Here is a 26,624-nt window from a genome sequence, read left to right as displayed (position 1 = left end):
TAAAATTTAACATTTTAAGGAGGCCACGTTCAAATGGCAAAGGCTAAATACGAACGTAATAAACCACACGTTAACATTGGTACTATCGGTCACGTCGACCATGGTAAAACAACTCTGACTGCTGCAATCACTACTGTATTGTCCAAAACTTACGGTGGCGCAGCGATCGCTTTCGATCAAATCGACAAAGCTCCAGAAGAGCGCGAACGCGGTATCACAATCTCCACAGCTCACGTTGAGTACGAAACTGACGCTCGTCACTACGCTCACGTTGACTGCCCAGGTCACGCCGACTATGTTAAAAACATGATCACTGGCGCGGCACAAATGGACGGAGCTATCTTGGTAGTATCCGCAGCTGACGGCCCAATGCCACAAACTCGTGAGCACATCTTGCTCTCCCGTCAAGTAGGCGTACCTTACATCGTTGTATTCTTGAACAAATGCGACATGGTTGAAGACGAAGAGTTGTTGGAACTGGTTGAAATGGAAGTTCGCGACTTGCTCAACGAATATGAGTTCCCAGGTGACGATACTCCAATCACTCGTGGATCCGCTCGTGAAGCTCTGCAAAACCCTGAAGGTGAGTGGGCTCAAAAAATCGTTGAGATGTTCAAAGAAATCGATACTTACATCCCAACTCCAGAGCGCGACACTGACAAACCTTTCTTGATGCCAGTAGAGGACGTATTCTCCATCACTGGTCGTGGTACAGTTGCTACAGGTCGTGTAGAGCGTGGTACTGTTAAAGTCGGTGAAGAGATCGAAATCGTGGGTATCCACGAAGAAACTAAAAAATCCGTAGTTACGGGCGTTGAAATGTTCCGTAAATTGCTGGATTCCGCTCAAGCGGGTGACAACATCGGCGCATTGCTGCGTGGTGTTGACCGTGAAAGCATCGAGCGTGGACAAGTACTTGCTAAACCAGGTTCTGTTAAACCACACACAGAATTTACAGCTCAAGTATACGTTCTGACTAAAGAAGAGGGTGGACGTCACAAACCTTTCTTCACAGGATACCGTCCACAATTCTACTTCCGTACAACTGACGTAACAGGTATCATCAACCTGCCAGAAGGTACTGAAATGGTAATGCCAGGCGACAACATCACAGTAACTGTACAACTGATCAATCCAATTGCGATTGAAGAAGGTACACGCTTCGCGATCCGCGAAGGTGGACGTACGGTTGGTGCCGGTGCGGTAGCATCCATCCAAAAATAATTCAGCTTTCCGCTGAGTAAGCATATGCAACAGTGTACTGGAACGAGTAACATTGTACTGTAACGAAGCTTCGGAAGAGTTCTTTATCCGACATCGGATAAAGAACTCTTTTATTATGTATAAGAGATTCGGAACCTGCGTCATAATGTGAATAGCATTCAGATGTATATAAAAGATCGGTTAAGGCAGCTTGCATAACAATGAAACAACACATTAAACAACGTCATTTCGATATGAAAAGATTAGTTTAAATGTTTTTCTTAAATATGCTTGCAATACGCCCATTTTTTCTATATAATAATGAATGTTGTTCTGAGACGTTGCGATGATGTGAGAGGTTACTGGCACACCCGGCCCCTTTGCCATGGGAGGGTTGTTGGAAAATTTTCACGGAGTATGTCCGATAATAAATTGGGCGATAGAAGGAGGGACTAAAATGGCAAAGCAAAAAATTCGTATTCGTTTGAAAGCTTACGACCACAGAATTCTTGATCAATCCGCGGAGAAAATTGTTGAAACAGCAAAACGTTCGGGTGCTGGTGTATCCGGTCCGATTCCGCTTCCAACTGAAAAACAAATCATTACTATTCTTCGTGCGGTACACAAGTACAAGGATTCTCGGGAGCAATTCGAGCAACGCACACATAAGCGTTTGATCGACATCGTTAACCCGACTCCACAAACTGTGGATGCCTTGATGCGCTTGGATCTACCGTCCGGTGTAGATATCGAAATCAAACTGTAATATAAATCAACAAGACCATGTATAAAGGAAAAGAGGTGTCAACATGAAAGGTATCTTAGGAAAAAAACTTGGAATGACTCAAGTGTTTACCGCTGATGGTAACGTAGTGCCAGTAACAGTTATCGAAGCAGGACCTTGTGTTGTTTTGCAAAAGAAAGATCTTGAGAACGATGGCTACGAAGCAGTTCAAATCGGTTACTCCGATAAGAAAGAGAAAAATGCCAACAAGCCAGAAGCAGGACACGCTAAAAAAGCGAATACTGCCCCTAAGCGCTACGTTCGTGAACTTCGCGGCATCAACATCGCGGAATATGAAGTTGGCCAAGAGTTGAAAGCTGACATTTTCGCAGAAGGCGAATTCGTTGACGTAACGGGTATTTCTAAAGGTAAAGGTTTTGCCGGCGTAATCAAACGTTGGGGACAAAGCACTGGACCTATGTCTCACGGTTCTCGTTATCACCGTGGCCCGGGTTCGATGGGTTCGATCCAAGCTAACCGCGTTCCTAAAGGCAAACACTTGCCAGGACACATGGGTCATGAGACTGTTACAATCCAACGTCTTGAAGTTGTTAAAGTAGACGCTGAGCGTAACGTGTTGCTCGTGAAGGGTTCTATTCCTGGACCGAAAAACAGTCTTGTAAAAGTTAAAGAAACGGTGAAAAAATAACCACTGAAGAAAGGAGGAACACAAAATGCCAAAAGTATCAGTTTACAATGTAGATGGTAGCCAAGTGGGCGAAGTAGAACTGAACGATGCAGTATTCGGAGTAGAGCCGAACACTTCCGTTCTGTACGATGCAGTGCTTATGCAACGCGCTTCCCTTCGTCAAGGTACCCACAAAGTAAAAGGACGTTCTGAAGTACGTGGCGGCGGACGTAAGCCTTGGAAACAAAAAGGTACAGGTCGCGCTCGTCAAGGTTCGATTCGTTCTCCACAATGGAAAGGCGGCGGTATCGTATTTGGTCCGACACCACGGAGCTATGCGTACAAACTGCCTAAGAAAGTTCGCCGTTTGGCGATCAAATCAGCTCTTTCATCCAAAGTGCTCGACAATGACATTATCGTTTTGGATGCTCTTTCGCTGAGCACACCTAAAACAAAAGAATTTGCAGCCATCTTGAACAACTTGAAAGTTGGACGCAAAGCTTTGATCGTAGCTCCTAGCTATGATGATAATGTGGCTCTTTCCGCACGGAATATTCCTGGCGTGAAATTCGTAGCAGCTGACGGCATTAATGTTCTTGACGTGCTTGCGCACGACAAACTGATCATTACGAAAGAAGCAGTTCAGAAGGTAGAGGAGGTGCTCGCGTAATGAAGGATCCTCGTGATATTGTTAAACGTCCGATTATTACGGAACGTACTGCTGACATGATGAATGACTTGAAATATGTATTTGAAGTCGATATCCGTGCAAACAAAACCGAGATCAAAAAAGCCGTGGAAGCTATTTTCAACGTAAAAGTGAAAAACGTGAACACTCTTCGTGTTCCAGCTAAGCCTAAACGGTACGGACGTTATTCCGGATATACTAGCGAATGGAAAAAAGCGTTTGTAACACTGACACAAGACAGCAAAACGCTTGAGTTCTTTGAAACTGTATAATTGAAATTGTTGAAGTAAGGAGGGAAACCCAGTGCCAATCAAAAAGTATAAACCGACATCCCCGGCAAGACGGAACATGTCCGTATCTACATTTGAGGAAATCACCACAGATCAGCCGGAGAAATCGTTGTTGGCCCCACTGAGCAAAAAGGCTGGCCGCAACAACCAAGGTAAAATTACAGTTCGTCACCACGGTGGTGGACACAAACGTAAATACCGCATCATTGACTTCAAACGTACTAAAGATGGAATACCGGGCCGCGTTGCTACGATCGAGTATGACCCGAACCGTACATCGAACATCGCCCTGATCCACTATGCTGATGGTGAGAAACGTTACATCATCGCTCCTAAAGGATTGAAAGTTGGAGATCAAATCTTCTCCGGTCCTGAATCCGACATCAAAATTGGTAACGCACTGCCACTCGAAAACATTCCAGTAGGTACCGTTATCCACAACATCGAGTTGAAACCAGGTAAAGGCGGACAATTGGTTCGTGCTGCTGGTACAGAAGCTCAATTGCTTGGTAAAGAAGAAAAATACGTTTCCGTTCGTCTCTCTTCCGGAGAAGTACGTCGTATTCTGAAAGTTTGCCGTGCAACAATCGGTTCTGTTGGTAACCAAGACCACGAGCTCATCAAAATCGGTAAAGCCGGTCGTAGCCGTTGGTTGGGACAACGTCCTGAAGTTCGTGGTGTAGTAATGAACCCTAACGATCACCCTCACGGTGGTGGTGAAGGTCGTGCTCCAATCGGACGTAAATCGCCAATGTCACCATGGGGTAAACCTACTCTTGGTTACAAAACGCGTAAGAAAAATAAAGCTTCTGATAAATACATCATTCGCCGCCGCACGAAGTAATACACACTGTGCATAACTTCGTGAGGCATCTGCGGATGCATAAACGCTACGTTTGAAGGGAGGATCTCCACATGGGTCGCAGTTTGAAAAAAGGGCCATTCATTGATGGCTACATGCTGAAAAAGGTAGAAGAGATGGACGCTTCCGGTAAAAAGAACGTTATCAAAACCTGGTCCCGTCGCTCTACAATTTTCCCACAATTCATCGGACACACATTCGGCGTATATGACGGACGTAAACACGTGCCAGTATACGTGACTGAGGACATGGTCGGACACAAATTGGGTGAGTTCGCTCCAACCCGTACGTACAAAGGCCATACTGATGATGACAAGAAAACAAGAAGATAAATGAACATCTTTAATGTTTGAGAGGAGGTTACACAATGGAAGCAAAAGCACATGCTAAGTTTATCCGGATTGCTCCTCGTAAAGTTCAACTCGTTGTTGACTTGATTCGCGGCAAGCAAGTTGGTGAGGCGGTTGCCATTCTCCGTCACACTCCGAAATCCGCTTCTCCAATCGTTGAGAAGTTGCTTAACTCCGCTATTGCGAATGCGGAACATAACTATTCTATGGATGTTAATAACTTGGTCATTTCGCAAGCTTACGTGAACCAAGGACCGACAATGAAACGTTTCCGCCCTCGTGCAATGGGACGTGCAAGTCGTATTAACAAACGTACTAGCCACATCACTTTGGTGGTATCTGAAAAGTAGAAGGAGGGAAAACGTGTGGGCCAAAAGGTAAATCCGGTCGGACTCCGTGTCGGAGTTATCCGTGACTGGGAATCTAAATGGTATGCAGGCAAAGACTTCGGTGATCTTTTGATGGAAGACGTGAAAATTCGTGAATTCCTGAAAAATAAATTGAAAGACTCCGCTATGTCTCGTGTTGAAATCGAGAGAGCGGCTAACCGCGTGAACGTAACGATTCACACAGCGAAACCAGGTATGGTAATCGGTAAAGGTGGATCTGAAGTTGAGAATCTTCGTAACCAAATTACGAAAATTGCTGGCGGTAAAAAAGTACACATCAACATCTCTGAAATTAAGAACCAAGACCTGGACGCAATCCTGGTAGCAGAAAGCATTGCACAACAACTGGAACGTCGCGTTTCTTTCCGTCGTGCTCTGAAACAAGCTATTCAAAGAACAATGCGCTCTGGTGCAAAAGGTATTAAAACTCAAGTGGGCGGACGTCTTGGCGGTGCTGAGATCGCACGTTCGGAAGGCTACAGCGAAGGAACTGTTCCACTGCACACGCTTCGTGCCGACATCGACTACGGTACAGCAGAGGCTCATACAACTTACGGCCGTATCGGCGTAAAAGTATGGATCTATCGTGGAGAGGTTCTTCCTACGGCTAAGAAACAAGCTGCTAAGGAAGGAGGCAACTAATCATGTTGGTACCAAAACGTGTAAAACACCGTAAGCAACAACGCGGACATATGAAAGGCCAAGCAAAAGGCGGAACTACGCTGAACTTTGGCGAATACGGTCTGCAAGCTACGGAACCGGCTTGGATTACGAACCGTCAAATCGAAGCGGCTCGTATTGCGATGACTCGTTACATCAAACGTGGTGGTAAAGTCTGGATCAAAATTTTCCCTGACAAACCAATCACTCAAAAGCCTCTCGAGGTTCGGATGGGTAGCGGTAAAGGTAACGTAGAAAAATGGGTTGCAGTTGTGAAACCAGGTAAGATCATGTTTGAACTTGCAGGTGTACCGGAGGAGATCGCACGCGAAGCGATGCGTCTTGCCGCTCACAAACTGCCAATCAAAACGAAGTTTGTGAAACGTGAAGAATTGGGTGGTGAAGCAAATGAAAGCTAGTGAATTTCGCAACCTAACCTCTGCTGAAATCGAGCAAAAGATTGCCGGATTTAAAGAAGAACTCTTTAACCTCCGCTTTCAACTCGCTACCGGTCAGCTGGATAACCCGACTCGAATCCGTGATGTGCGGAAAGAAATAGCTCGTGCTAAAACCATCATCCGTGAAAGAGAACTGGGTATCGGTTAATTAGAGGTCGGATATACATTCCGTCCGTAATCAGGAAGGAGGCCAACAATGAGCGAAGAACGTAACGCACGTAAAGTGCAAACTGGTAAAGTTGTTAGCGATAAAATGGATAAAACGATTGTTGTTGCTGTAGAAACTTACAAAAACCATAAATTGTACCATAAACGCATCAAGGTTACTAAAAAGTTCAAAGCGCATGACGAAGAAAACACTGCGAAAATCGGTGACACGGTGAAAATCATGGAGACTCGTCCGCTTTCGAAAGATAAACGCTGGAGACTTACTGAAATCGTAGAAAAAGCGGTTATCATCTAATGCATTATCAGCATAGCTGGAAGGAGGAATACTAAATGATTCAACCATTTACACGTTTGGCTGTAGCCGACAACTCCGGTGCGAAGGAACTGATGTGTATCCGCGTACTCGGCGGTACGGGACGTCGTACAGCACAAATCGGTGATCTGATCGTTTGTTCTGTAAAACAAGCAACACCAGGCGGCGTTGTCAAAAAAGGTGATGTAGTTAGAGCGGTTGTCGTTCGTACGAAACGTTCTGTACGTCGTAAAGACGGTTCCTACATCGGTTTTGATGAAAATGCAGCTGTTGTTGTAAAAGACGACAGAAGCCCACGTGGAACACGTATTTTCGGACCTGTTGCTCGTGAACTTCGCGAGAAAGACTTCATGAAAATCGTTTCCTTGGCCCCAGAGGTTATCTAATAGATTAAGCTCGTGATGTTTAGAAACAGGAGGTGTACGAAATGCCAAGAGTGAAAAAAGTTCTGGAATCCCATAACAACAAACTTCACGTTAAAAAAGAAGATACGGTTATGGTGATCAGCGGTAAAGACAAAGGTAAAAAAGGCCGTGTCATCGCTGCTTATCCTCGTGAGAACCGCGTCCTTGTGGAAGGTGTTAACATGATCAAAAAACACCAGAAGCCTAACCAGCAAAATCCGCAAGGCGGCATTATCGAGAAGGAAGCTCCGATTCACGTTTCCAACGTGATGCACATCGATCCAAAGAGCGGAAAAGTAACCCGTGTTGGTTACAAAGTGTTGGATAACGGAAAGAAAGTGCGCGTTGCTAAACGTTCCGGAGAAATTATCGACTAATTGAACCGAATGAGAAAGGAGGGCTATGATTCATGGCATCAAGAATGAAAGAACGTTACCTGCAAGAAATCGCTCCTGGTTTGATGCAGAAGTTTAACTATACAACGGTAATGCAAGTGCCTAAAATCGAGAAAATCGTTATCAACATGGGTGTGGGCGACGCTGTCCAAAACTCTAAAGTGTTGGATTCCGCAGTAAACGATTTGCAACTGATCGCGGGTCAAAAACCTGTAATCACTCGTGCTAAGAAATCTATCGCAGGTTTCAAACTGCGTGAGAACATGCCTATCGGTGTGAAAGTTACATTGCGCGGCGAGCGTATGTACTACTTCCTCGATAAATTGTTCAACGTTACATTGCCTCGTGTCCGCGACTTCCGCGGTGTATCGAGCAAAGCGTTCGACGGACGTGGTAACTACACACTGGGTCTGAAAGAACAATTGATCTTCCCAGAGATCGAGTATGATAAAGTAGACAAAGTCCGCGGTATGGACATTGTTATTGTAACAACGGCGAAAACAGACGAAGAGTCCCGTGAGTTGCTCACGCAACTGGGAATGCCTTTCGTAAAATAAAGTTGGCATAACGTTTCCGGGTGTCTGGAAGGACTCCCTTTTCTCCGAAATTATTTAGGAGGTGTCAGGCTAAAGTGGCAAAAACTTCGATGAAAGTTAAACAACAACGCACACCAAAGTTTAAAGTACGTGCTTATACACGCTGTGAGCGTTGCGGACGTCCACATTCGGTGCTGCAAAAGTACAAAATTTGCAGAATTTGCTTCCGTGAATTAGCTTATAAAGGCCAGATTCCTGGCGTGAAAAAAGCAAGCTGGTAAAAAGTCCTGAACGGGAAGGAGGTTAACTCACAATGACTATGTCTGATCCAATTGCAGATATGCTTACTCGTATTCGTAACGCGAACACTGTTCGTCACGAAACAGTAGAAATGCCTGCTTCGACAATGAAAAAACAAATCGCCGATATCCTGAAGCGTGAAGGTTTCATCCGTGACGCTGAAGTTATCGATGATAACAAACAAGGGATTATCCGTGTTTTCCTGAAATACGGTCAAAATAACGAGCGCGTTATCACTGGTCTGAAAAGAATCAGTAAACCTGGTCTTCGTGTTTACACGAAAAGCAACGAAGTACCTCGTGTACTTGGTGGCCTGGGTATCGCGATCATCTCGACATCCAAAGGTGTTATGACGGACAAAGAAGCTCGTCAATCTAAATCCGGCGGAGAAGTCGTTTGCTACGTTTGGTAATATAACGTCACAAGATAGGAGGTGCAACATATGTCTCGTATTGGTCGCAAACCAATTACAGTACCAAGTGGTGTGGACATCACACTGGACAACACCGTTATTACGGTAAAAGGACCAAAAGGAACTCTGACTCGTGAACTTCATAAAGACATGAAGGTTACAGTTGAGAACAACGAAATTACAGTTGTGCGTCCTTCCGATAACAAAACTCACCGTTCTTTGCACGGCACAACGCGCAGCGTTGTAAGCAACATGGTGAGCGGCGTTACTGAAGGATTCGCAAAATCTCTGGAGTTGGTTGGGGTCGGATATCGTGCAAGCAAATCCGGAGATAAAATCGTTCTGAACGTTGGATACTCTCACCCGGTTGAAATTACACCGGAAGCGGGAATTGAATTCGAAGTTCCTTCGAATACAAAAATCATCGTTCGCGGGATCGACAAAGAGCGCGTAGGTGCTTACGCTGCTAAAATCCGTTCCGTTCGTGAACCTGAGCCGTACAAAGGTAAAGGTATTAAATATGAAGGCGAGCGTATCATCCGTAAGGAAGGTAAAGCCGGTAAGAAGAAATAAGATTTCTCTTACCGCCTTTGCGCGGCTTTCGGCTTGCTTGCTTCGTGTGTTTCTAATATACCCCGTGGCTTCCGGTTTGAAGCCAGCGAGGTAACCTGAAAGGAGTGAATCCCTGAGATGATTACGAAACAAGATAAAAACAAGGCTCGTCTGAAAAGACACCTGCGTGTTCGTAAGAAAATCCAAGGAACGGCAGCACGTCCTCGTTTGAACGTATTCCGTTCTGGTAAACATATGTACGCTCAAATTATCGATGACGTAGCTGGTGTAACGATCGCTTCCGCGTCTACTGTAGACAAAGAACTGAGCAGCGACATCAAAAACGGCGCTTCTGTTGAGTCAGCTCGTAAAGTTGGCGAACTCGTTGCAAAACGTGCGAAAGACAAAGGCGTTTCTAACATCGTATTTGACCGTAGCGGATATCTGTACCATGGTCGTATCGCAGCATTGGCTGAAGCGGCTCGTGAAGCAGGACTTGAGTTTTAAGATATTTTTCAAAAGGAGGTTAACGACTTGCGTGTAGATCCGAATACTTTGGAACTGACTGAAAGAGTTGTAAATATTAATCGCGTAGCTAAAGTAGTAAAAGGCGGACGCCGTTTCAGCTTTAGCGCACTGGTTGTAGTCGGCGACGGCAACGGCTGGGTTGGAGCTGGTATCGGTAAAGCGGGCGAAGTACCTGATGCAATTCGCAAAGGTATTGAAGATGCTAAGAAAAACCTTGTACACGTTCCACTCGTAGGAACATCGATTCCTCACTTGGTAACAGGTAAGTTCGGCGCAGGACGCGTTCTGTTGAAACCAGCATCTGAAGGTACTGGTGTTATCGCTGGTGGTCCTGTACGTGCGGTTCTCGAACTTGCTGGTGTAGGTGACATTTTGACAAAATCTCTGGGTTCTTCGAATTCCATGAACATGGTCAATGCGACTTTGGAAGGTTTGTCCCGTTTGAAGCGTGCTGAAGACGTGGCTAAACTGCGCGGAAAATCCGTCGAAGAGCTTCTGGGTTAAGGAGGGAATCTCATGGCTAAATTGGAAATTACCCTCGTCCGCAGCTTGATCGGACGTCCGGAGACGCAAAGAACAACTGTGAAAACATTGGGCTTGCGCAAAATCAACAGCAAAGTGGTTCAAAATGATAATCCAGCCATTCGTGGTATGATTAACAAAGTAAGTCACTTGGTAGCTGTTAAAGAAGTAGAAGCTTAATACGGGATATTCCCATAAATCTTTAAGGAGGTGCAACGAACGATGAAGTTACATGAGCTTTCCCCAGCTCCTGGATCCCGCAAAGAGCGTAAACGTCTTGGTCGCGGTCCAAGTAGTGGTACGGGTAAAACATCAGGTCGCGGTCACAAAGGACAAAACGCTCGTTCCGGCGGTGGTGTACGTCCGGGCTTCGAAGGTGGACAAAATCCATTGTATCGTCGCTTGCCAAAACGTGGTTTCGTAAACCCAACTCGCAAGGAATATGCGGTTGTGAATATTGAAGACCTGAACAGTTTTGCTGCGGGTACTGAAGTAACTCCAGAATTCTTGATGACGAACGGCGTAGTTAAAAACGCTAAATCCGGAATCAAGATCCTGGGTAACGGTGAAGTCACTGTGAAGCTGACTGTTAAAGCTAACAAGTTTTCTCAATCTGCGGTGGAGAAAATTGAAGCTGCCGGCGGTACAACCGAGGTGATTTAATGTTCAAGACCCTAAAGAATATCTGGCGGGTTGAAGATCTGCGCAAAAGGGTATTATTTACCCTTTTTGTACTGATCATTTACCGCATCGGATCCTTCGTTCCAGTACCTGGAGTAAACAAAGAGGTTTTCGAAGCGACAAATTCTGCGGGTAAAGAAGTTTTTGGACTTCTCAATACGTTCTCGGGTGGAGCACTGTTCCAGTTCTCGATCTTTGCACTCGGGATCGTACCTTACATCACTGCGTCTATCATAGTACAGTTGCTTTCCATGGACGTTATCCCTAAGTTAGCGGAATGGGCTAAGCAAGGTGAACAAGGTAAGAAAAAATCAGCTCAGCTGACTCGTTATTTGACGATCGGTCTGGCATTGATTCAAGCGTTTGGTACGTCGATCGGATTCAACCGCTTGTACAATACAGAGATGGTGCCTAACGCCACTTTTGCTGATTATATCTTGATCGCGATTGTACTTACGGCCGGTACTTCATTCCTGATGTGGCTTGGTGAGCAGATCACCGAGAAGGGCATAGGAAACGGGATTTCGATTCTGATCTTCGCGGGTATCCTCTCAACGGTGCCTAACATTATCAAACAGACAATCGAGTCCGACTTCATTCAACCTGATCAGTTGTTCATGAACATCCTTAAAGGTGTAATCGTCGCAATTGTTATTGTGTTGATTATCATCGGTGTCATTTACATTCAGCAGGCGATTCGGAAAATTCCTGTACAGTACGCGAAACGCGTCGTAGGTAACAAAATGTACGGTGGACAGAATACACATATCCCGCTGAAGATTAACGCAGCAGGTGTTATCCCTGTCATCTTTGCTTCATCTCTGTTGATGTTCCCAACGATTATCGCCAACTTCTGGGCTGATCGTTTATGGGCACAGTGGATCGGACAAAATCTGACTACTCACAAACCTCTGGGTATGTTATTGTATGTCGTGATGATCTTCGGTTTCACTTTCTTCTATACTTTCGTACAGATGAATCCACAGCAGATGGCTGATAATATGAAAAAGAACGGCGGTTACATCCCAGGCATTCGCCCGGGTAAAGCAACCGAGAAATATCTGACCCGTGTCATGACTCGTTTGACAATGGCCGGAGCCATCTTCTTGGCAGTCATTTCCGTTCTGCCTGTATTCTTAGGGGCACTTTCTGGTTTGCCTCAATCGGCGCAAATTGGAGGAACGTCTCTCCTGATCGTTATCGGTGTTGCGCTCGATACCATGAAGCAAATCGAAAGCCAATTGATCAAACGCCACTACAAAGGTTTTATCAATAAATAGGCAATAGGTACCGGTCAAGCTAAGATTTACTTGCCGGCACCTATTGTGCTGTTTGTTGATGTAGGGTAGTCTTGGAGGGAGTGACATAACGTGAACATCCTATTCATGGGCCCTCCGGGGGCAGGAAAAGGAACACAAGCAGACGTCATCGTGAAAGAGTTCGGTATTCCCCACATTTCAACAGGCGATGCATTTCGTCTGGCGATTAAGCAGGGAACTCCCATTGGCCTGAAAGCCAAGGAATATATGGATCAAGGATTGCTTGTACCAGATGATGTAACCATCGGCATCGTTGAAGAACGGTTGCAGCAGCCTGACTGCAGAGAAGGATTCCTCTTGGATGGTTTTCCAAGAACCCTGTCTCAAGCAGAAGCGCTTGATGGCATCCTGGACCGACTGAACTCAGGTCTCGATCATGTAATCAACCTGAAAGTGGACCGCGACAAATTGCTGGCTCGTTTGACGGGTCGTCGCATTTGCAAAAACTGTGGCGCCACTTATCATGTCGTATTCAATCCGCCTAAGCAGGAAGGTATTTGTGATAAATGCGGCGGCGAGTTGTACCAACGCTCGGATGATAACGAAGAGAGCGTAGGAACCCGTCTTGACGAATATATCAACAAAACAGCACCACTCCTCACGTTTTATGAGAACAAAGGTCTTCTTCGTCAAATGAACGGAGAACAGGATATTGATCAAGTCTCTCAAGAGATCGTGTCCTTACTGCGAGGTTAATTGAATGATCATTGGTAAGTCCGAAACGGAACTGGGCTTGATGAGGGAAGCAGGGAGAATCGTTGCGGAAACGCATCGTCTCTTGGCAGAGCATATCGCTCCCGGTATTACGACTGGAGAACTTGACCATATGGCCGATCAATACATCCGCAGTCAAGGAGCTGTGCCGTCTTTCAAAGGTTATAACGGTTTTCCTGCCAGTGTGTGCGCTTCAGTAAATGAAGAGTTGGTGCATGGATTTCCCGGCAAACGCAAGTTGAACGAGGGCGATATCGTTACGTTTGACATTGGCGCGCAGTACCAGGGGTATCATGGAGATTCTGCCTGGACTTATCCGGTCGGCCGTATTTCCGAAGAAGCCCGTCGTCTTCTGGACGTTACCGAGGCTTCGTTATACGCAGGTCTGGCGCTGGTTAAACCGGACATTCGCTTGTTTACTATATCTCATGCGATTCAGAAATATATTGAGGATGCCGGTTTTTCGGTAGTTCGGGAATATGTCGGTCACGGCATAGGAGCGGATCTGCACGAAGAACCCCAAATTCCGAACTATGGTCTTCCTGATCGGGGACCACGGCTTAAAGCGGGCATGGTGCTGGCCATAGAGCCGATGGTTAACGTAGGTAGCCGGTATGTGAAAACGTTGGAAGATAACTGGACTGTCGTTACTGTTGACGGATCGTTATGTGCCCACTTTGAACACACCGTAGCAGTTACACCAGATGGCATGGAAATTTTCACAAAACTGAATGCGTAGGTGATGAGGCATGAATAATCAGTCTAATCCGCAGCTCGGTCAACTTGTGAAGATCCGTAAAGGCCGCAATGCGGACCAAGCCGCGGTAATTGTTGCTATAGCGGACAGTAGGTTCGTGTATATAGCGGATGGAGACAAACGTAAGTTTGATCAACCCAAGAAGAAGAATATTCTTCATCTGGAGCTCCAGCCGATGATCAGCAGCGAGGTTGTAAACAGTTTAAACGAGAGTGGTCGGGTGACAAACGGAAAGCTCCGCTATGCGGTTCATTCGTTTCTGGAATCCACCAACATTCAAGCTGAAGAGAAAGGAGACTGACTAATGGCCAAGGAAGATGTCATTGAAGTGGAAGGCACGGTTCTTGAACCGCTGCCGAATGCAACATTCAAGGTTGAGCTTGAGAACGGTCATCAAATTCTCGCTCACGTTTCCGGCAAGCTGCGGATGCACTTTATCCGTATCCTGACTGGTGACAAAGTAGTTGTTCAGTTATCGCCTTATGATCTGACAAAAGGACGTATAACTTACCGTAAATAGTAGTAGACAGTTGCAATGAACTGTGAAGCTTGAAGCGGGTTTTGCCCGGCAAAACTTGCGAAAGCTTCGAAGCCGGTTTTACAATGGTAAAACGAGGTCAATGCTTACGAAGAGAGTTTTGCTAAGCAGAACTTTGAGGAGGTAATTCACATGAAGGTAAGACCTTCGGTCAAACCGATTTGCGAAAAATGCAAAGTCATTCGCCGCAAAGGGAATGTTATGGTTATCTGTGAAAATCCGAAACACAAACAAAAACAAGGTTAATGAAGGGGGTGTAGCGTAAAATGGCACGTATAGCTGGTGTGGATTTGCCACGTGATAAGCGCGTTGAGATCGCCTTGACTTATATTTTCGGAATCGGTAAAACGACTTCCCAGAAAATTCTGAGCTCTACAGGCATCAATCCGGACACTCGTGTTCGTGATTTGACGGAAGATGAAGTCAGCAAATTGCGTGAAAGTATCGACAAAGAGGTCAAAGTAGAAGGTGACCTGCGTCGTGAAATCTCTTTGAATATTAAACGTTTGACGGAGATCGGTTGTTACCGTGGAGTTCGTCATCGTCGTGGTCTGCCTGTTCGTGGACAACGTACGAAAACGAATGCTCGTACTCGTAAAGGTCCTCGTCGTACAGTAGCGAACAAGAAGAAATAATAAGGGGGGATAAGAGAAAATGGCTAAACCGAAAAAAGTCGTACGTACTAAACGTCGTGACCGTAAAAATATTGAATCTGGCGTGGCACATATCCGTTCCACTTTCAATAACACTATCGTTACTATTACGGATCCTCACGGAAACGCAATTTCGTGGGCAAGCTCCGGCGGCCTCGGATTCAGAGGTTCCCGTAAATCGACTCCGTTTGCTGCACAAATGGCTGCTGAGACTGCTGCCAAAGCTGCAATGGAACATGGGATGAAAGCCGTTGAGGTTATGGTTAAAGGACCAGGCGCAGGCCGTGAAGCAGCGATCCGCTCTTTGCAAGCTGCAGGTCTGGAAGTTAACCTGATCAAAGACGTAACTCCAGTCCCACACAACGGATGCCGTCCTCCAAAACGTCGTCGTGTCTAATGAGATTTGCCCCTGCGTGTGGTATAAATCCAGCACAATCTGCTAATAATGGTTGTTTAGGCATACTACTACATGTTTTCGCAAGAGAAGGTAAATGTTTCATAGAGGACCGACGTTTTGAAGGAGGGGTATTGCAGTGATTGAAATCGAAAAGCCGAAAATTGAGACGGTAGACGTCAACGATGATGGCACCTATGGGAAATTCGTAGTAGAACCGCTGGAGCGCGGATACGGAACGACGCTTGGAAACTCGCTTCGCCGAATCTTGCTCTCGTCACTGCCGGGTGCGGCAGTGTCTTCGGTTCAAATCGATGGCGTTCTGCATGAATTTGCTACAGTTCCTGGCGTAATGGAAGATGTAACGGAGATTATTCTTAACCTGAAAGCTTTGTCGCTTAAAATTCATTCGGATGAGGAGAAAGTGCTCGAGATTGATGCTGAAGGCGAAGGAGCAATCACGGCTGGAGATATCCGTGCTGATTCCGATGTGGAAATCCTTAACCCGGATCTGCACATCGCTACGCTCGGACCAGGTTCGAGACTTCACATGCGTATTTTTGCCAATCGCGGTCGCGGCTACGTCCAGGCAGATCGGAATAAACGCGATGACCAGCCGATCGGCGTCATCCCAGTCGATTCCATCTTCACCCCGATCAGCCGCGTTAACTACGCTGTGGAAAATACGCGTGTTGGCCAAGTAACCAACTATGACAAGCTCACGTTGGAAGTTTGGACAGACGGAAGTATTCGTCCTGAAGAGGCTGTAAGCCTCGGCGCTAAAATTTTGACCGAGCATTTGATGCTCTTCGTGGGTCTTACAGACGAAGCGAAAGACGCTGAGATCATGGTCGAAAAAGAAGAAGACAAAAAAGAAAAAGTACTCGAAATGACGATCGAAGAGCTGGATCTCTCTGTTCGTTCCTACAACTGCCTGAAACGTGCCGGTATTAATACCGTGCAAGAGCTGACTACGAAAACCGAAGAAGACATGATGAAAGTCCGTAACCTCGGACGTAAGTCTTTGGAAGAAGTTCAAGAGAAGCTCGAAGAATTGGGTCTGGGACTCCGTACAGAAGAATAGACAGCTGAGTGCTTGAAGTGAAGGAGGGAAAACAATGGCATACCAAAAGTTGGGCCGTAATTCCAGCGCGCGTAAAGCTTTGTTCCGTGACCTGGTAACCGACCTGTTCTTGTACGAGCGCATTCAGACAACTGAAGCGAAAGCAAAAGAGGTTCGCTCTATTGCTGAAAAACTGATCACTAAAGCGAAAAAGGGAGATCTTCATGCCCGTCGCCAAGTGGCAGCTTATGTTCGCCGCGAAACTATCGATGGTGAGCAAGATGCAATCCAAAAACTGTTTAGCGAATTGTCCGGTCGTTACGCTGAGCGTCCAGGTGGATACACTCGTATCCTTAAACTGGGACCTCGTCGTGGTGACGCAGCGCCTATGGTTTACTTGGAACTGGTTGACCGCGCGTAAAACAGATGAGATGAGGAAAGGGGACAGAGTCGTTGATTCTGGATTAACCCTTTTTTTCACTTCATTTCGGAATTCGTGCTGTAATAGAAGCTCCGGAAGGGGCTTCTTTTGCTGTTCGGGGTAGGGTATGTATAGTATGGAACAAAGGTGTGGTAATGATGCGCAACTTGTGCATGACGCTTGCTTATGATGGCACTGCTTATTATGGCTTCCAGGTACAGCCGGGGGGGAATACCATTCAGGATCATCTTGAAGATGCCATTCGTGCGTTGACAGGTGAGACGGTAAAGATAACGGGGTCAGGTAGAACTGACGCGGGGGTTCATGCTCGCAGGCAGATCTTCAACTTTACTACCGAATCTCAAATCCCGATTGAACGATGGTGTATTGCACTTAATTCTAGATTACCCTCTGATATTGTTGTTATTGATGCGATAGAGGTACCGCTTGAGTTTCATTCTCGCTATGCAGCGAAAACGAAGACGTACCGGTATACGATCAATGCCAATCAATTTCCGGATGTATTCAACAGAAGGCTGCAATATCATCATCATGCCAGGCTGGACGTAACTGCAATGCAGGAGGGGCTTCGTCATTTTATTGGTACGTATGATTTCACCTCCTTTGCTTCTCGCAAGTCTCAGAAAGACAATCATATACGTTCGGTATACGACGCATGGATAGAGGTTGACCGTTCAATGTGCAGAGATCATCCGCGCGATCAGGGAGTCATTCATATTTATGTGAGCGGCAACGGCTTTTTGCAGCATATGGTTCGCATTATTGTAGGTACACTGCTGGAGATCGGAGAGGGCAAACGGAAAGCCTCTGATGTACCAAATATGATTGCCGCATGTAATCGCTCTGCTGCAGGACCAACTGCGGTAAGTTGCGGTTTAATGCTCTGGGATCTTGAATACAAAAAAGATTAAATTTGGTGAGTGAAAAGATTAATTAACACTTGCGATTTAACCTCCTATCATGTAATATAAAAGTTGTGTTTTCTTAATGGCTTTCCCACAGCCCCAATTAAGAGGGTCACATCGCAACAACTATCCATCAACACCTAAAGTTATCACTTAATGAACGAAGATAAATGAAAATGAGATTTTGAACATTTTAAGGAGGAACTTTTCATGCGTACAACGTACATGGCGAAGCCTAACGAAGTTGAGCGCCAATGGCACATTATTGATGCCGAAGGCAAAACGCTCGGACGTTTGGCGAGCGAAGCAGCTGCTTTGATCCGCGGCAAACACAAGCCACAATTCACTCCCCATGTGGACACTGGCGATTTCGTAGTTATCATCAATGCGGAGAAAATCGTATTGACTGGTAAAAAAATGCAAGATAAGAAATACTACCGTCACTCGATGCACCCAGGTGGTTTGAAAGTAACTACTGCAGAAGATATGGTTAAAAACAAACCGGAACGTATGTTGGAATTGGCTGTTCGCGGTATGCTTCCTAAAACTCGCATGGGCGAAAAAATGAAGCTGAGACTTAAAGCGTACAGAGGCACTGAGCATCCACATGCAGCACAAAAACCAGAAGTTTACGAACTTCGCGGTTAATTAAAAGGAGGACAGTTTCATGGCACAAGTACAATACTATGGGACAGGTCGTCGTAAACATTCGGTAGCTCGTGTTCGCCTTGTACCGGGTGAAGGACGCATTGTCATCAACAAACGTGATATTAATGAATACTTCGGTTTGGAAACACTCAAACTGATCGTAAAACAACCACTGACTTTGACAGAAACGCTTAGCAACTATGACGTTTTGGTTATCGCTCATGGTGGCGGAATCTCCGGTCAAGCTGGAGCAATCCGTCATGGTATCTCTCGCGCTCTGCTCAAAGCAGATCCGGAATACCGTGCTTCCCTGAAAAAAGCAGGATTCCTGACTCGTGACCCACGGATGAAAGAACGTAAAAAATACGGTCTCAAAGCCGCTCGTCGCGCTCCTCAGTTCTCCAAACGTTAATATGTATTACAAGCCTCTGGCCTCGGCCAGAGGCTTTTTGTTGTCTATAAAACATGGATTAATTATTCCAATAGGATCGCGCGGAGAGTTTGCCATATGTATGTGATCTAACATGGCTTATTTCTCATTTTAAATTTGGCTGAAGATAGATCATTCCGGAAAGGTTATATGAGACAACAATCATCAGCTTTTCTTATAAATTCAATAAAAGTCGCTTACATGTAAGCATGGAGAATTTAAGTTTTTTCATGCCGATTGGTCTCTATGCATCTCATATTTGGTTATTAGCAAGAGCATTATCATTACGAATTTTAGTACAGTTTAATCCAGATAACCCAGTAGGGACAAAGGATTTCAAGATTAGCATAGCAAATTGGACTCTAATACCTTCTAGCCTGCTTAAGTTAATTGCAATGGATTCATTTGAAGAGAATCTAAGTGTTCACAAAATGATTGATTAATCCACTCACAAAAATGGGCTGCAAATGAATCATTTTACTATGTGGCAGGCATTGACATCCCCTCTGAAAGATTTATACTATACATAATTCTTATTAGATTGGTCGGCATTATAGTTTTCGGGAAAAGCAGAATGGGGGAAAAGCAGAATGAACTTGTTTGAAAAAGAAAATCTTGCTCGGGCGAAAGCAGAAGAAATGGAAAACGCAAGCCCTGAAGATATTATCCGTTACGCTGTTGAGACATTCCCAAATATCACTTTTGCATGCAGCTTTGGTGCGGAAGATGTTGTACTTGTAGATATGCTGCAGAAGATCAGTCCATCTACGGATGTTTTTTATCTCGACACTGATTTTCATTTCAAGGAAACGTATGAGACTCGTGATCTTATGAAAGAGAAATACAATTTGGATTTTGTACGTGTTTCTCCTAAAATTACGCCTGAAGAGCAGGCGGCCCAACATGGAGAGGAATTGTGGAAATCAGATCCTAATGCTTGCTGCAATATTCGCAAGGTTGAGCCGCTGACACGTATTCTTTCTCAGTATGATGCATGGATCACGGGAATTCGCAGAGATCAAGCACCGACTCGTGCTAATGCGAAGAAGGTGGAATACGATACAAAGTTTGGACTTATGAAGTTTAATCCGATCGCTCATTGGACTTCTGAGGATGTGTGGGACTATATTCGGGCCAATAACGTTGTATATAACCCTCTCCATGATCAGAACTATCCGAGCATTGGTTGTGAATATTGCACCCGTCAAGTTATGCCAGGTGAAGATCCGCGTGCAGGACGATGGTCCGGTAATGATAAAACAGAATGCGGACTTCATAAATAAAGTATTCGAAATAGCGGGAACATTCTTTAGAGCTTACATTATAGCTTTGAGCTTATCTCTATCGAACCACCACTATGAAGAGAAATTAGGGTGCTGACAAAATGACATCCCTTCTGCCTCTATGACGTTATCCGTTACAAAAGTGCGTGGTCAGCTCCTTGATGGAAAGCCCGTGATGGAGAGTGCCCGCCACCAGAATTAACTCATCCTGAGGTAGCTGAAGTGCTGATTAAGGGAATGGCGGAGCAAGTCCGCTCCTAACGGTATATTTGTCCATCTTGTCCCATATAGATGATTAGAGTCATTTATAGGGACGAGGTGGTTTTTTTATGCGTAAAAATATGGGCAAGCATTTTGTGGTATGGATCCGGTTGCGTACAGTAAAGCGTGTGCTGCTAAGCCTCTGTCTACTTGCGATGTTGGTAGCTGTGGTGACGTATGAACTTCCTTCATCCAAGACGTCCGGATATTGGGGGCTGCCGCTAGCAGGCAAAGTCATCGCGATTGATGCAGGGCACGGTGGACCAGACGGGGGGGCTGTGAGCAAGCAGGGAGTCATTGAGAAGGATATCAATTTGTCGATTGCTTTGTATGTACGGGACTATCTGCAGCAAGCTGGAGCACTGGTTGTCATGACACGAGAGATTGATACAGATCTTGCAGAGGCAGATACCAGAGGATATTCCAAAAGGAAGACAGAAGATCTCAAGCAGAGAGTAAGACGAATTGAAGACAAGCAGGCAGATTTGTTTATCAGCATTCACATGAACAGTGTCCCTTCGAACCGCTGGAGTGGCGCACAGGTCTTTTATACACCCAACCACCCGGACAATGAAGGATTGGCCAATCTGTTGCAGCAAGAGATGATACGTAATCTAGAGAATACAGATCGAATTGCAAAAACGGTAAATACCGTATATCTGCTTCAAGCATTGAAAATTCCTTCTGCGCTCGTAGAAGTTGGTTTCTTATCTCATCCGGATGAGGCACGTCTTCTTGCCGATGAAGCATATCAGCGTAAAGTAGCCGCTTCCATTTACAATGGAATATTGAGGTATTCCTCGGGGGAACGTCCCAAAAGTTAGTTACAAAGAGAAGGAGAATGTTATAATTAACACAGCATACCTAATTACATGCCAATAGATAAAGCTGAGGTGCTGTCTGATGATATCCAAAGAACAGATACTTGAACTATTGCAACCTTTACAGGAACCACAATTGGGAGTGAGTCTGACCGAGCTTCAATGGATTCGTGATGTCATGGTAAAAGAAAATCATGTGGCATTGACCATTGTTACATTGGACAATCAGACTGAGGATACAACTGCTCTTAGTGACGCCGCACGTAACCTATTGTCTCAACATGGGATTCAGGATGTACATATACGCCTGCGTGCAGCATCAGAACATGAACGAGAGAGTGTGAATGCAGGACAACCAGGGAATGAGCAGAATGACGAGGAAGTGCTTGTAAAAGGCCATGCAGCAGGTCTGGATGGTCATGAGTTATTAAGCCCTGAATCGGGTGTTCGCTATATTGCAGTAGCAAGCGGCAAAGGTGGGGTAGGTAAATCTACAGTCACAGTGAATCTGGCTGCTGCCCTCGCTCGGCAAGGTAAAAAGGTTGGATTAATTGATGCGGACATCTATGGTTTCAGTGTACCCGATATGATGGGGATTGAAGAATACCCTGTTGTAGAGGATGGAATCATTCAGCCGGTCGAGCGTTTCGGTGTGAAAGTGATGTCGATGGGATTTTTCATTCGTGAAAATAACCCTGTAATCTGGCGTGGTCCCATGCTGGGTCGCATGCTGCGTCAGTTCTTCACAGATGTAAATTGGGGAGAACTGGACTACATGCTGCTTGATTTGCCTCCAGGCACAGGTGACGTAGCCCTGGATGTGCATCAAATGCTGCCACAGAGCAAGGAGATCATCGTGACAACGCCGCACGCAACAGCAGCATTTGTAGCCGCGAGAGCAGGTGCAATGGCGATTCAGACCGAGCATGAGCTGCTGGGTGTGGTAGAGAACATGGCTTATTACGAATGTAGCAAATGTGGAGAGAAAGACTATGTCTTTGGTCGTGGGGGCGGTGGACGTCTTGCCGAAAGCCTGCATACAGAGCTGCTTGCACAGATCCCTCTCGGTTCACCGGACAATCATCCATCAGAGCCTGATTTCTCGCCATCGGTATATAAGGCTGATACACGCATTGGTGCCATATACGATGAAGTAGCGCAGGTAATTGAGACGAAGTTTTAGCATATTGAAAAAATTCAACACAACATCAAAAAAGCCTGCATCCATCGGATGCGGGCTTTTATAACGTATAACATGGTTCCGTTCCTGAAATCAGAATTAACTGTATATCAACTGTATCCGTTGACAGGGGATTATGATCCTCCGCCACCTCCGGAGTCACCACCACTACCGCCATCTCCGCTGTCGCCGCCGCCACCTTCGCCCTCTTGGCCGCCACCACCCTCTTGTTGTCCGCCTTGTTCCTGCCCGCCGGATTCAACTTTCGGTTGGAGTTCTTCCTGTACCACTTTTTTAAGCAGCGTCAGCACTTCCATTCGAAACAATGGATTCTGCATGACCTCCTGCATTACGGTCATGGTCTGTTTACGGTATTCCGGTGTTTTGGTCATGTCCATAAACATTTTAGATACTTCCGGAGATTTCATGATATCCCCAACCGATTTCTGGTAAGTGGGGTCTTTGATTAGCTGCATATGCAGCTGCTTGCTCTGCGAGTTAATGGCTTTGGCAAATTCACTTGCAAATTGTGGATCTGTCATGATTTTCTCGAATTCCTTTTGGTACTCGGGAGCCGTGATGGTATCTTTAACAGCAATACGTATTTGTTCTGAAGATTGCATGGGCATTAACATTTTCATACCGATGGTTCCAGACCCGCCACCCGATCCGCCGCCACTTTGTTCGGAATCTCCACCTTCGCCGCCACCCCCGGAGGAACTTTGGCCAGTTAGAGCTTCTTCGACAGCCTTTTTGCCTTCATCACTTTTCAGAATATCCACGACCATCGTTTTCATCTCTTTATAACTGCCCTGAGGAGGCGAAGAATTCTGATCTGAACCGCAGCCGGCGAGCATGACGGAAAGCCCCAATACGACACAGCTGAGCTGCCACAAAGGCCGTTTCATATGCATAACCCCTCCTTGATTAGATACTGCATGTAGTATGTGATGGGCAAGCACTAAATATGTTGAATGGTGATGGTTTTTTGCTGAGAAGGTTGGTAAAATAAACTCTCGGGGGTGGAAAACATTTGAATTTACGTAAATGGTTTTTCCTATTTTGGACAGCCTTACTTATCGGAGCAGCCGGATCGCTGGTAACAGGTCTCATTATGATGCTGGTGAACGGAGAGAGAACGAACGGAATTATCGATTTTCTGCTGTATCTCCTGATTTTATTTGGATCAGGGGTGATGATTAGTGTGTATTCTCAGATGGGTTTTTTCGCTTACTTGATACTGAATTATATGGGCAAAGGTGTATTTCCGAAACGCGGCTGGCAGATCGTTCAGCTTGTTTTAACCGTACTGGCTTTACTTGATGTCATGTTTTTGCGTTTGTTCGTTGGAGGCGGGCGAGAGCGTCTGTCCGATATCGTACTTGGAATCATTATTTTGGCAGCCGCAATTGTTACCGCTTACGTGAAAGTGAAAAAGACACATATTTCGGCAATGGTCCCAACGCTCTTTTTCATGATTGCAGTAACCGTGGTGGAGACGATCGGTGTGCTCCGAATCGATGTAAATGCCGCTACCACCTTTATTGTGGTCCCGTTACTGGCATGTAATGCATATCAAATGCTAATATTACATAAGCTGGTGGATGGTTCTGCAGAGCAGGCCGTGAGCGGGAGAACGGAGCAAGCATAAGAAGGACGCTATTCTGGATCTTTTAATAAAACGCGAAAAAGAGCTAACCTAGTTAGCTCTTTTCATTTATCTCTGCCAATGTGAAATTTTAACCTTCAGAATGGAATATACAGCCTATAGTTTAACCGTCAATCTTGTGAGTGTTATTGAGCACTGGCTTGATCCCGGACTTCTGTACCTTTGGCACTGGAATGATTCAGCAGTTCGGAGACTGTTACGAATTCATACCCCTGGTTTCTTAATTTATCGATAATAACTGGCAGTGCTTCATGAGTTTGTTTGGAGGAATCGCTTGCATGCAGAAGTACGATATCTCCAGGGTGCGCTTTGCTGACTACCCGATCTACGATAGTTTGTACACCCGGGTTCTTCCAATCCTGTGAGTCGGTATCCCATTGAACGACCTGATAGTTAAGACTGCTGGCTACTTGAAGTACGCGTTTGTCAAAATCCCCATTGGGCAGACGAAGCAGATTCGGTTCTTTTCCCGTTAAATCGGTTAAAATGCTATGAGCTGTCGAAATTTCCTTGCGAATTTCTTCTTCGGTCATGCTGCTGTAATTATCGTGCTTATGTCCGTGGCTGCCAATTTCGTATCCCGCTTCCTTGATGGAGGTTACAATCTCGGGGTGTGTCTTGCTCCAGGGGGAAGATAAGAAGAAGGTAGCTTTCTCTACTTTGTTATCCTTCAGCACTTTAAGGATGGGTTCCGTCCGCTTATCGCCCCAGCTAATATCAAATGTCAATGCAATTACCTTTTTCTCTGTTGGTACGTTGTACACAGCCGACGGTGCATCCTCCGAGAATACAGAAACATTGCCGCTTTCCAGATAAATAATCCCGATAGCAAAGACGGCAGCAGCCAGCACAATCAGGAAACGTTTAATCTTTTTGCCACTGAATACATAGAACGAGTTCATTTCAATAAGCGCCCCTCTCCCATAAGAAATGCTTGTTTACTCTCCAATGTATGCTCGTACAGCGCAGTTATTCGCATGAGAAATTTGTTTGTCCATCAACTTCAGTCATTAGGAGGTTACCATGTTAAAATTCAGTACGTTTCTAAGGGATCTGGGATCCATTCGTAACGCATTAATCTGGTCGGTCATATTGTTTGTTGCAGGCATAGGAGCTGGATGGGTAAGCACAGGGCCACTGCAGGACATATTATTGAACCAGATCGGCGGACTTCAAGAGGTAAGCAGACAGCTCGAACAGAGCGGAAATGTGCAATGGAATTTCTTTATCTTTATCTTTATCTTTTTTAATAATGCCATCAAAAGTGTGTTAGTGATCTATGCAGGGATTTTCTTTGGAATATTGCCTGTTATATTTTTAGTTATTAACGGAATGGTTATCGGTTTTCTAGTGCATATCACCACAGATAATGGAGCCAGCCTTTTTGATATCGTGGTAAAGGGACTTTTACCGCACGGAATTATAGAAATTCCCGTCATTATCATTGCCTGTGCTTTTGGTCTCAAGTTTGGGGGACTGGCGTCCAGAAGCCTCATTGAACTTGGAAGTGCCAAGCGTCAGGGGTTAGGAAAACAGTGGGAGACTTTTTTGAAAAGGACAATAACTGCGTCGTGCTGGGTTATTATCCTGCTGTTTATTGCAGCCATTATCGAAAGTACGATTACATTCAGTATTGTGCGTGGATAAATTTGTATGGTATGACATTCATAAATTTTCAGAAAGTTGACCATAACAATAAAACGGGTTTCAGCAATCCCTTAGGTAAGAGAATTTTATAACCCATAGGGGCTGGAATCGGCGCGTCTAATATAGACCTGACTTTAGAGAGTGTGGGATTCAATATACAAATATAAAGGCGCGCCTTATCCATATGCAGAAAAAGGAGAACTCTTAATGCTGGGTATGCTGTTTAACGAGAAGGAATGTAAGGAACTCGATTATGTGTTACGTAAAGAGCTGGATGAGATGTTGTTCGACCTCAGTGATAATCGCCTCGACCAGGAGATCAAATACGCTATAGCGAGTAGATACAAAACAGTATTCCGCATGTATGCTCGATTCGCTCCGCCGAAGGAGCTGTCCAAATACGCAAGAAGTGGCAAACTCAAAAAGTCTAAACCGTAACAAGCATGGTACGGAGCTTAAAATATGCAGTATTAATTGATGAGCGAGGTGCGGCCCGCTACAGCCTGAGCTGTACCTCTATAACTACCTGGGACGAATCTATGGATGGAATAACATAAATGATAACAAATTGTCGAAAAAGGGTTGACCTATTGGTTTAGATATGATAAATTAATTTTCGTTCCTTTTTAGGACAAACCACTAAAACAAGTGCCTGCAGTAAAATGAATGAATAACATTCCTGAAAAAAAGTGCTTGCAAAGTGGAACTGAACATGATATATTATAAAAGTCGCCGCTGAAAACGACGGCAACATGAAAAACAGCAAAAAACTGAAGT

General features: G+C 45.3%; 43 protein-coding genes. 41 read left to right on the top strand and 2 right to left on the bottom strand.

From position 1 onward, the window contains the following. Positions 1 to 33 precede the first annotated feature (33 nt). The 38 genes from tuf (at position 34) to CHI14_RS28585 (ending at position 22,534) form a co-directional block, all read left to right on the top strand. Positions 34 to 1,224, top strand: coding sequence for an elongation factor Tu (tuf, locus tag CHI14_RS28775; RefSeq protein WP_095293421.1), 1,191 nt, complete (start codon positions 34 to 36; stop codon positions 1,222 to 1,224). A gap of 436 nt (positions 1,225 to 1,660) precedes the next feature. Further along, on the top strand, positions 1,661 to 1,969 hold the full coding sequence (gene rpsJ / locus CHI14_RS28770) for a 30S ribosomal protein S10 (RefSeq protein WP_017692074.1): 309 nt from the start codon (positions 1,661 to 1,663) through the stop codon (positions 1,967 to 1,969). 43 nt (positions 1,970 to 2,012) lie between these two features. After that, complete coding sequence (gene rplC, locus CHI14_RS28765) at positions 2,013 to 2,636, top strand: 50S ribosomal protein L3 (protein ID WP_095293420.1); 624 nt, start codon at positions 2,013 to 2,015, stop codon at positions 2,634 to 2,636. Positions 2,637 to 2,661: 25 nt separating this feature from the next. Then, complete coding sequence (rplD, locus tag CHI14_RS28760) at positions 2,662 to 3,285, top strand: 50S ribosomal protein L4 (protein WP_095293419.1); 624 nt, start codon at positions 2,662 to 2,664, stop codon at positions 3,283 to 3,285. Further along, positions 3,285 to 3,575, top strand: a complete 291-nt coding sequence (rplW, locus tag CHI14_RS28755; RefSeq protein ID WP_024633586.1) for a 50S ribosomal protein L23 — start codon at positions 3,285 to 3,287, stop codon at positions 3,573 to 3,575. The genes rplD and rplW overlap by 1 nt, the downstream gene beginning before the upstream one ends. A gap of 31 nt (positions 3,576 to 3,606) precedes the next feature. Next, entirely contained in the window at positions 3,607 to 4,437 is an 831-nt protein-coding gene (rplB, locus tag CHI14_RS28750) for a 50S ribosomal protein L2 (protein WP_095293418.1), read from the top strand. 71 nt (positions 4,438 to 4,508) lie between these two features. Beyond that, the gene (gene rpsS, locus CHI14_RS28745) at positions 4,509 to 4,787 is read left to right on the top strand and encodes a 30S ribosomal protein S19 (RefSeq protein ID WP_095293417.1); all 279 of its coding nucleotides are present in this window, start codon (positions 4,509 to 4,511) and stop codon (positions 4,785 to 4,787) included. A gap of 35 nt (positions 4,788 to 4,822) precedes the next feature. Further along, positions 4,823 to 5,155, top strand: a complete 333-nt coding sequence (rplV, locus tag CHI14_RS28740) for a 50S ribosomal protein L22 (RefSeq protein ID WP_095293416.1) — start codon at positions 4,823 to 4,825, stop codon at positions 5,153 to 5,155. A gap of 15 nt (positions 5,156 to 5,170) precedes the next feature. Beyond that, positions 5,171 to 5,836, top strand: coding sequence for a 30S ribosomal protein S3 (gene rpsC / locus CHI14_RS28735; protein WP_090924673.1), 666 nt, complete (start codon positions 5,171 to 5,173; stop codon positions 5,834 to 5,836). A 2-nt stretch (positions 5,837 to 5,838) separates the two neighbouring features. Then, positions 5,839 to 6,273, top strand: a complete 435-nt coding sequence (gene rplP / locus CHI14_RS28730; protein WP_017692082.1) for a 50S ribosomal protein L16 — start codon at positions 5,839 to 5,841, stop codon at positions 6,271 to 6,273. Then, positions 6,263 to 6,460 (top strand): 50S ribosomal protein L29, encoded by a 198-nt coding sequence (rpmC, locus tag CHI14_RS28725; protein ID WP_017692083.1) that lies wholly within the window; start codon positions 6,263 to 6,265, stop codon positions 6,458 to 6,460. The genes rplP and rpmC overlap by 11 nt, the downstream gene beginning before the upstream one ends. Positions 6,461 to 6,508: 48 nt before the next feature. Continuing rightward, a complete protein-coding gene (rpsQ, locus tag CHI14_RS28720; protein ID WP_095293415.1) occupies positions 6,509 to 6,775 on the top strand; it encodes a 30S ribosomal protein S17 in 267 nt (88 codons plus the stop codon). Between the two features lie 35 nt (positions 6,776 to 6,810). Beyond that, positions 6,811 to 7,179, top strand: a complete 369-nt coding sequence (gene rplN, locus CHI14_RS28715; protein WP_090905289.1) for a 50S ribosomal protein L14 — start codon at positions 6,811 to 6,813, stop codon at positions 7,177 to 7,179. Positions 7,180 to 7,220: 41 nt separating this feature from the next. Continuing rightward, positions 7,221 to 7,574 (top strand): 50S ribosomal protein L24, encoded by a 354-nt coding sequence (gene rplX / locus CHI14_RS28710; protein WP_024633578.1) that lies wholly within the window; start codon positions 7,221 to 7,223, stop codon positions 7,572 to 7,574. A gap of 32 nt (positions 7,575 to 7,606) precedes the next feature. Next, positions 7,607 to 8,149, top strand: a complete 543-nt coding sequence (rplE, locus tag CHI14_RS28705; protein WP_095293414.1) for a 50S ribosomal protein L5 — start codon at positions 7,607 to 7,609, stop codon at positions 8,147 to 8,149. 74 nt (positions 8,150 to 8,223) lie between these two features. Next, positions 8,224 to 8,409, top strand: coding sequence for a type Z 30S ribosomal protein S14 (locus tag CHI14_RS28700; protein WP_009226651.1), 186 nt, complete (start codon positions 8,224 to 8,226; stop codon positions 8,407 to 8,409). Positions 8,410 to 8,441: 32 nt separating this feature from the next. Then, positions 8,442 to 8,840 (top strand): 30S ribosomal protein S8, encoded by a 399-nt coding sequence (gene rpsH / locus CHI14_RS28695; protein WP_095293413.1) that lies wholly within the window; start codon positions 8,442 to 8,444, stop codon positions 8,838 to 8,840. A gap of 30 nt (positions 8,841 to 8,870) precedes the next feature. After that, positions 8,871 to 9,413 (top strand): 50S ribosomal protein L6, encoded by a 543-nt coding sequence (gene rplF / locus CHI14_RS28690; protein ID WP_090924669.1) that lies wholly within the window; start codon positions 8,871 to 8,873, stop codon positions 9,411 to 9,413. Positions 9,414 to 9,530: 117 nt separating this feature from the next. Continuing rightward, positions 9,531 to 9,899: a 50S ribosomal protein L18 gene (gene rplR, locus CHI14_RS28685; protein WP_095293412.1), complete on the top strand. Its 369-nt coding sequence runs from the start codon at positions 9,531 to 9,533 to the stop codon at positions 9,897 to 9,899. A gap of 27 nt (positions 9,900 to 9,926) precedes the next feature. After that, the gene (gene rpsE, locus CHI14_RS28680; RefSeq protein WP_017692091.1) at positions 9,927 to 10,424 is read left to right on the top strand and encodes a 30S ribosomal protein S5; all 498 of its coding nucleotides are present in this window, start codon (positions 9,927 to 9,929) and stop codon (positions 10,422 to 10,424) included. A 12-nt stretch (positions 10,425 to 10,436) separates the two neighbouring features. Beyond that, positions 10,437 to 10,622 carry a 50S ribosomal protein L30 gene (rpmD, locus tag CHI14_RS28675; RefSeq protein ID WP_017692092.1) on the top strand — a complete coding sequence of 62 codons (186 nt, stop codon included), beginning with the start codon at positions 10,437 to 10,439 and terminating at the stop codon, positions 10,620 to 10,622. A 42-nt stretch (positions 10,623 to 10,664) separates the two neighbouring features. Beyond that, on the top strand, positions 10,665 to 11,105 hold the full coding sequence (rplO, locus tag CHI14_RS28670) for a 50S ribosomal protein L15 (RefSeq protein ID WP_095293411.1): 441 nt from the start codon (positions 10,665 to 10,667) through the stop codon (positions 11,103 to 11,105). Next, positions 11,105 to 12,403 carry a preprotein translocase subunit SecY gene (secY, locus tag CHI14_RS28665; protein ID WP_095293410.1) on the top strand — a complete coding sequence of 433 codons (1,299 nt, stop codon included), beginning with the start codon at positions 11,105 to 11,107 and terminating at the stop codon, positions 12,401 to 12,403. The genes rplO and secY overlap by 1 nt, the downstream gene beginning before the upstream one ends. 90 nt (positions 12,404 to 12,493) lie before the next feature. Continuing rightward, positions 12,494 to 13,138 (top strand): adenylate kinase, encoded by a 645-nt coding sequence (locus tag CHI14_RS28660; protein ID WP_095293409.1) that lies wholly within the window; start codon positions 12,494 to 12,496, stop codon positions 13,136 to 13,138. A gap of 4 nt (positions 13,139 to 13,142) precedes the next feature. Further along, a complete protein-coding gene (gene map, locus CHI14_RS28655) occupies positions 13,143 to 13,895 on the top strand; it encodes a type I methionyl aminopeptidase (RefSeq protein ID WP_095293408.1) in 753 nt (250 codons plus the stop codon). A gap of 10 nt (positions 13,896 to 13,905) precedes the next feature. Further along, the gene (locus CHI14_RS28650; RefSeq protein WP_095293407.1) at positions 13,906 to 14,214 is read left to right on the top strand and encodes a KOW domain-containing RNA-binding protein; all 309 of its coding nucleotides are present in this window, start codon (positions 13,906 to 13,908) and stop codon (positions 14,212 to 14,214) included. Positions 14,215 to 14,217: 3 nt separating this feature from the next. Then, entirely contained in the window at positions 14,218 to 14,433 is a 216-nt protein-coding gene (infA, locus tag CHI14_RS28645; protein WP_017692098.1) for a translation initiation factor IF-1, read from the top strand. A gap of 150 nt (positions 14,434 to 14,583) precedes the next feature. Beyond that, positions 14,584 to 14,697, top strand: coding sequence for a 50S ribosomal protein L36 (rpmJ, locus tag CHI14_RS28640; RefSeq protein WP_003333770.1), 114 nt, complete (start codon positions 14,584 to 14,586; stop codon positions 14,695 to 14,697). A gap of 20 nt (positions 14,698 to 14,717) precedes the next feature. Next, positions 14,718 to 15,086, top strand: a complete 369-nt coding sequence (gene rpsM, locus CHI14_RS28635; RefSeq protein WP_095293406.1) for a 30S ribosomal protein S13 — start codon at positions 14,718 to 14,720, stop codon at positions 15,084 to 15,086. Between the two features lie 19 nt (positions 15,087 to 15,105). Next, complete coding sequence (gene rpsK, locus CHI14_RS28630; RefSeq protein WP_017692100.1) at positions 15,106 to 15,501, top strand: 30S ribosomal protein S11; 396 nt, start codon at positions 15,106 to 15,108, stop codon at positions 15,499 to 15,501. A 136-nt stretch (positions 15,502 to 15,637) separates the two neighbouring features. Then, positions 15,638 to 16,582 (top strand): DNA-directed RNA polymerase subunit alpha, encoded by a 945-nt coding sequence (locus CHI14_RS28625; protein ID WP_024633566.1) that lies wholly within the window; start codon positions 15,638 to 15,640, stop codon positions 16,580 to 16,582. A 34-nt stretch (positions 16,583 to 16,616) separates the two neighbouring features. Further along, on the top strand, positions 16,617 to 16,982 hold the full coding sequence (gene rplQ, locus CHI14_RS28620) for a 50S ribosomal protein L17 (RefSeq protein ID WP_017692102.1): 366 nt from the start codon (positions 16,617 to 16,619) through the stop codon (positions 16,980 to 16,982). A gap of 158 nt (positions 16,983 to 17,140) precedes the next feature. Further along, complete coding sequence (truA, locus tag CHI14_RS28615) at positions 17,141 to 17,914, top strand: tRNA pseudouridine(38-40) synthase TruA (protein ID WP_095293405.1); 774 nt, start codon at positions 17,141 to 17,143, stop codon at positions 17,912 to 17,914. A gap of 204 nt (positions 17,915 to 18,118) precedes the next feature. Next, the gene (rplM, locus tag CHI14_RS28610) at positions 18,119 to 18,556 is read left to right on the top strand and encodes a 50S ribosomal protein L13 (RefSeq protein ID WP_095293404.1); all 438 of its coding nucleotides are present in this window, start codon (positions 18,119 to 18,121) and stop codon (positions 18,554 to 18,556) included. A 19-nt stretch (positions 18,557 to 18,575) separates the two neighbouring features. Further along, positions 18,576 to 18,968 carry a 30S ribosomal protein S9 gene (gene rpsI / locus CHI14_RS28605; RefSeq protein WP_056697740.1) on the top strand — a complete coding sequence of 131 codons (393 nt, stop codon included), beginning with the start codon at positions 18,576 to 18,578 and terminating at the stop codon, positions 18,966 to 18,968. Between the two features lie 608 nt (positions 18,969 to 19,576). Beyond that, complete coding sequence (locus CHI14_RS28600; RefSeq protein ID WP_095293403.1) at positions 19,577 to 20,269, top strand: phosphoadenylyl-sulfate reductase; 693 nt, start codon at positions 19,577 to 19,579, stop codon at positions 20,267 to 20,269. 329 nt (positions 20,270 to 20,598) lie between these two features. After that, positions 20,599 to 21,354, top strand: coding sequence for an N-acetylmuramoyl-L-alanine amidase CwlD (cwlD, locus tag CHI14_RS28590; protein WP_095293402.1), 756 nt, complete (start codon positions 20,599 to 20,601; stop codon positions 21,352 to 21,354). Between the two features lie 79 nt (positions 21,355 to 21,433). Beyond that, positions 21,434 to 22,534: an Mrp/NBP35 family ATP-binding protein gene (locus CHI14_RS28585; protein ID WP_095293401.1), complete on the top strand. Its 1,101-nt coding sequence runs from the start codon at positions 21,434 to 21,436 to the stop codon at positions 22,532 to 22,534. Between the two features lie 131 nt (positions 22,535 to 22,665). On the opposite strand, the gene gerD is transcribed toward CHI14_RS28585, so the two are convergent. After that, positions 22,666 to 23,439, bottom strand: a complete 774-nt coding sequence (gene gerD, locus CHI14_RS30260; protein ID WP_095293400.1) for a spore germination lipoprotein GerD — start codon at positions 23,437 to 23,439, stop codon at positions 22,666 to 22,668. A gap of 125 nt (positions 23,440 to 23,564) precedes the next feature. Here gerD and CHI14_RS28575 point away from each other — a divergent pair, with 125 nt between their 5' ends. Beyond that, positions 23,565 to 24,182, top strand: a complete 618-nt coding sequence (locus CHI14_RS28575; protein WP_095293399.1) for a KinB-signaling pathway activation protein — start codon at positions 23,565 to 23,567, stop codon at positions 24,180 to 24,182. 143 nt (positions 24,183 to 24,325) lie between these two features. On the opposite strand, the gene pdaB is transcribed toward CHI14_RS28575, so the two are convergent. Beyond that, positions 24,326 to 25,102 carry a polysaccharide deacetylase family sporulation protein PdaB gene (pdaB, locus tag CHI14_RS28570; RefSeq protein WP_095293398.1) on the bottom strand — a complete coding sequence of 259 codons (777 nt, stop codon included), beginning with the start codon at positions 25,100 to 25,102 and terminating at the stop codon, positions 24,326 to 24,328. 121 nt (positions 25,103 to 25,223) lie between these two features. Between pdaB and CHI14_RS28565 the strand changes: the two genes are divergently transcribed. Beyond that, complete coding sequence (locus CHI14_RS28565) at positions 25,224 to 25,847, top strand: stage II sporulation protein M (protein ID WP_095293397.1); 624 nt, start codon at positions 25,224 to 25,226, stop codon at positions 25,845 to 25,847. Between the two features lie 207 nt (positions 25,848 to 26,054). Continuing rightward, positions 26,055 to 26,285 (top strand): hypothetical protein, encoded by a 231-nt coding sequence (locus tag CHI14_RS28560; RefSeq protein WP_095293396.1) that lies wholly within the window; start codon positions 26,055 to 26,057, stop codon positions 26,283 to 26,285. The last annotated feature ends 339 nt before the right edge of the window (positions 26,286 to 26,624 follow it).

Source organism: Paenibacillus sp. 7516 (assembly GCF_002272715.1).
In the GTDB taxonomy this organism is placed as follows: domain Bacteria; phylum Bacillota; class Bacilli; order Paenibacillales; family Paenibacillaceae; genus Paenibacillus; species Paenibacillus illinoisensis_A.
Note: the sequence above shows the minus strand (reverse complement) of the source record. Positions and strands in the feature narration are given on the sequence as shown.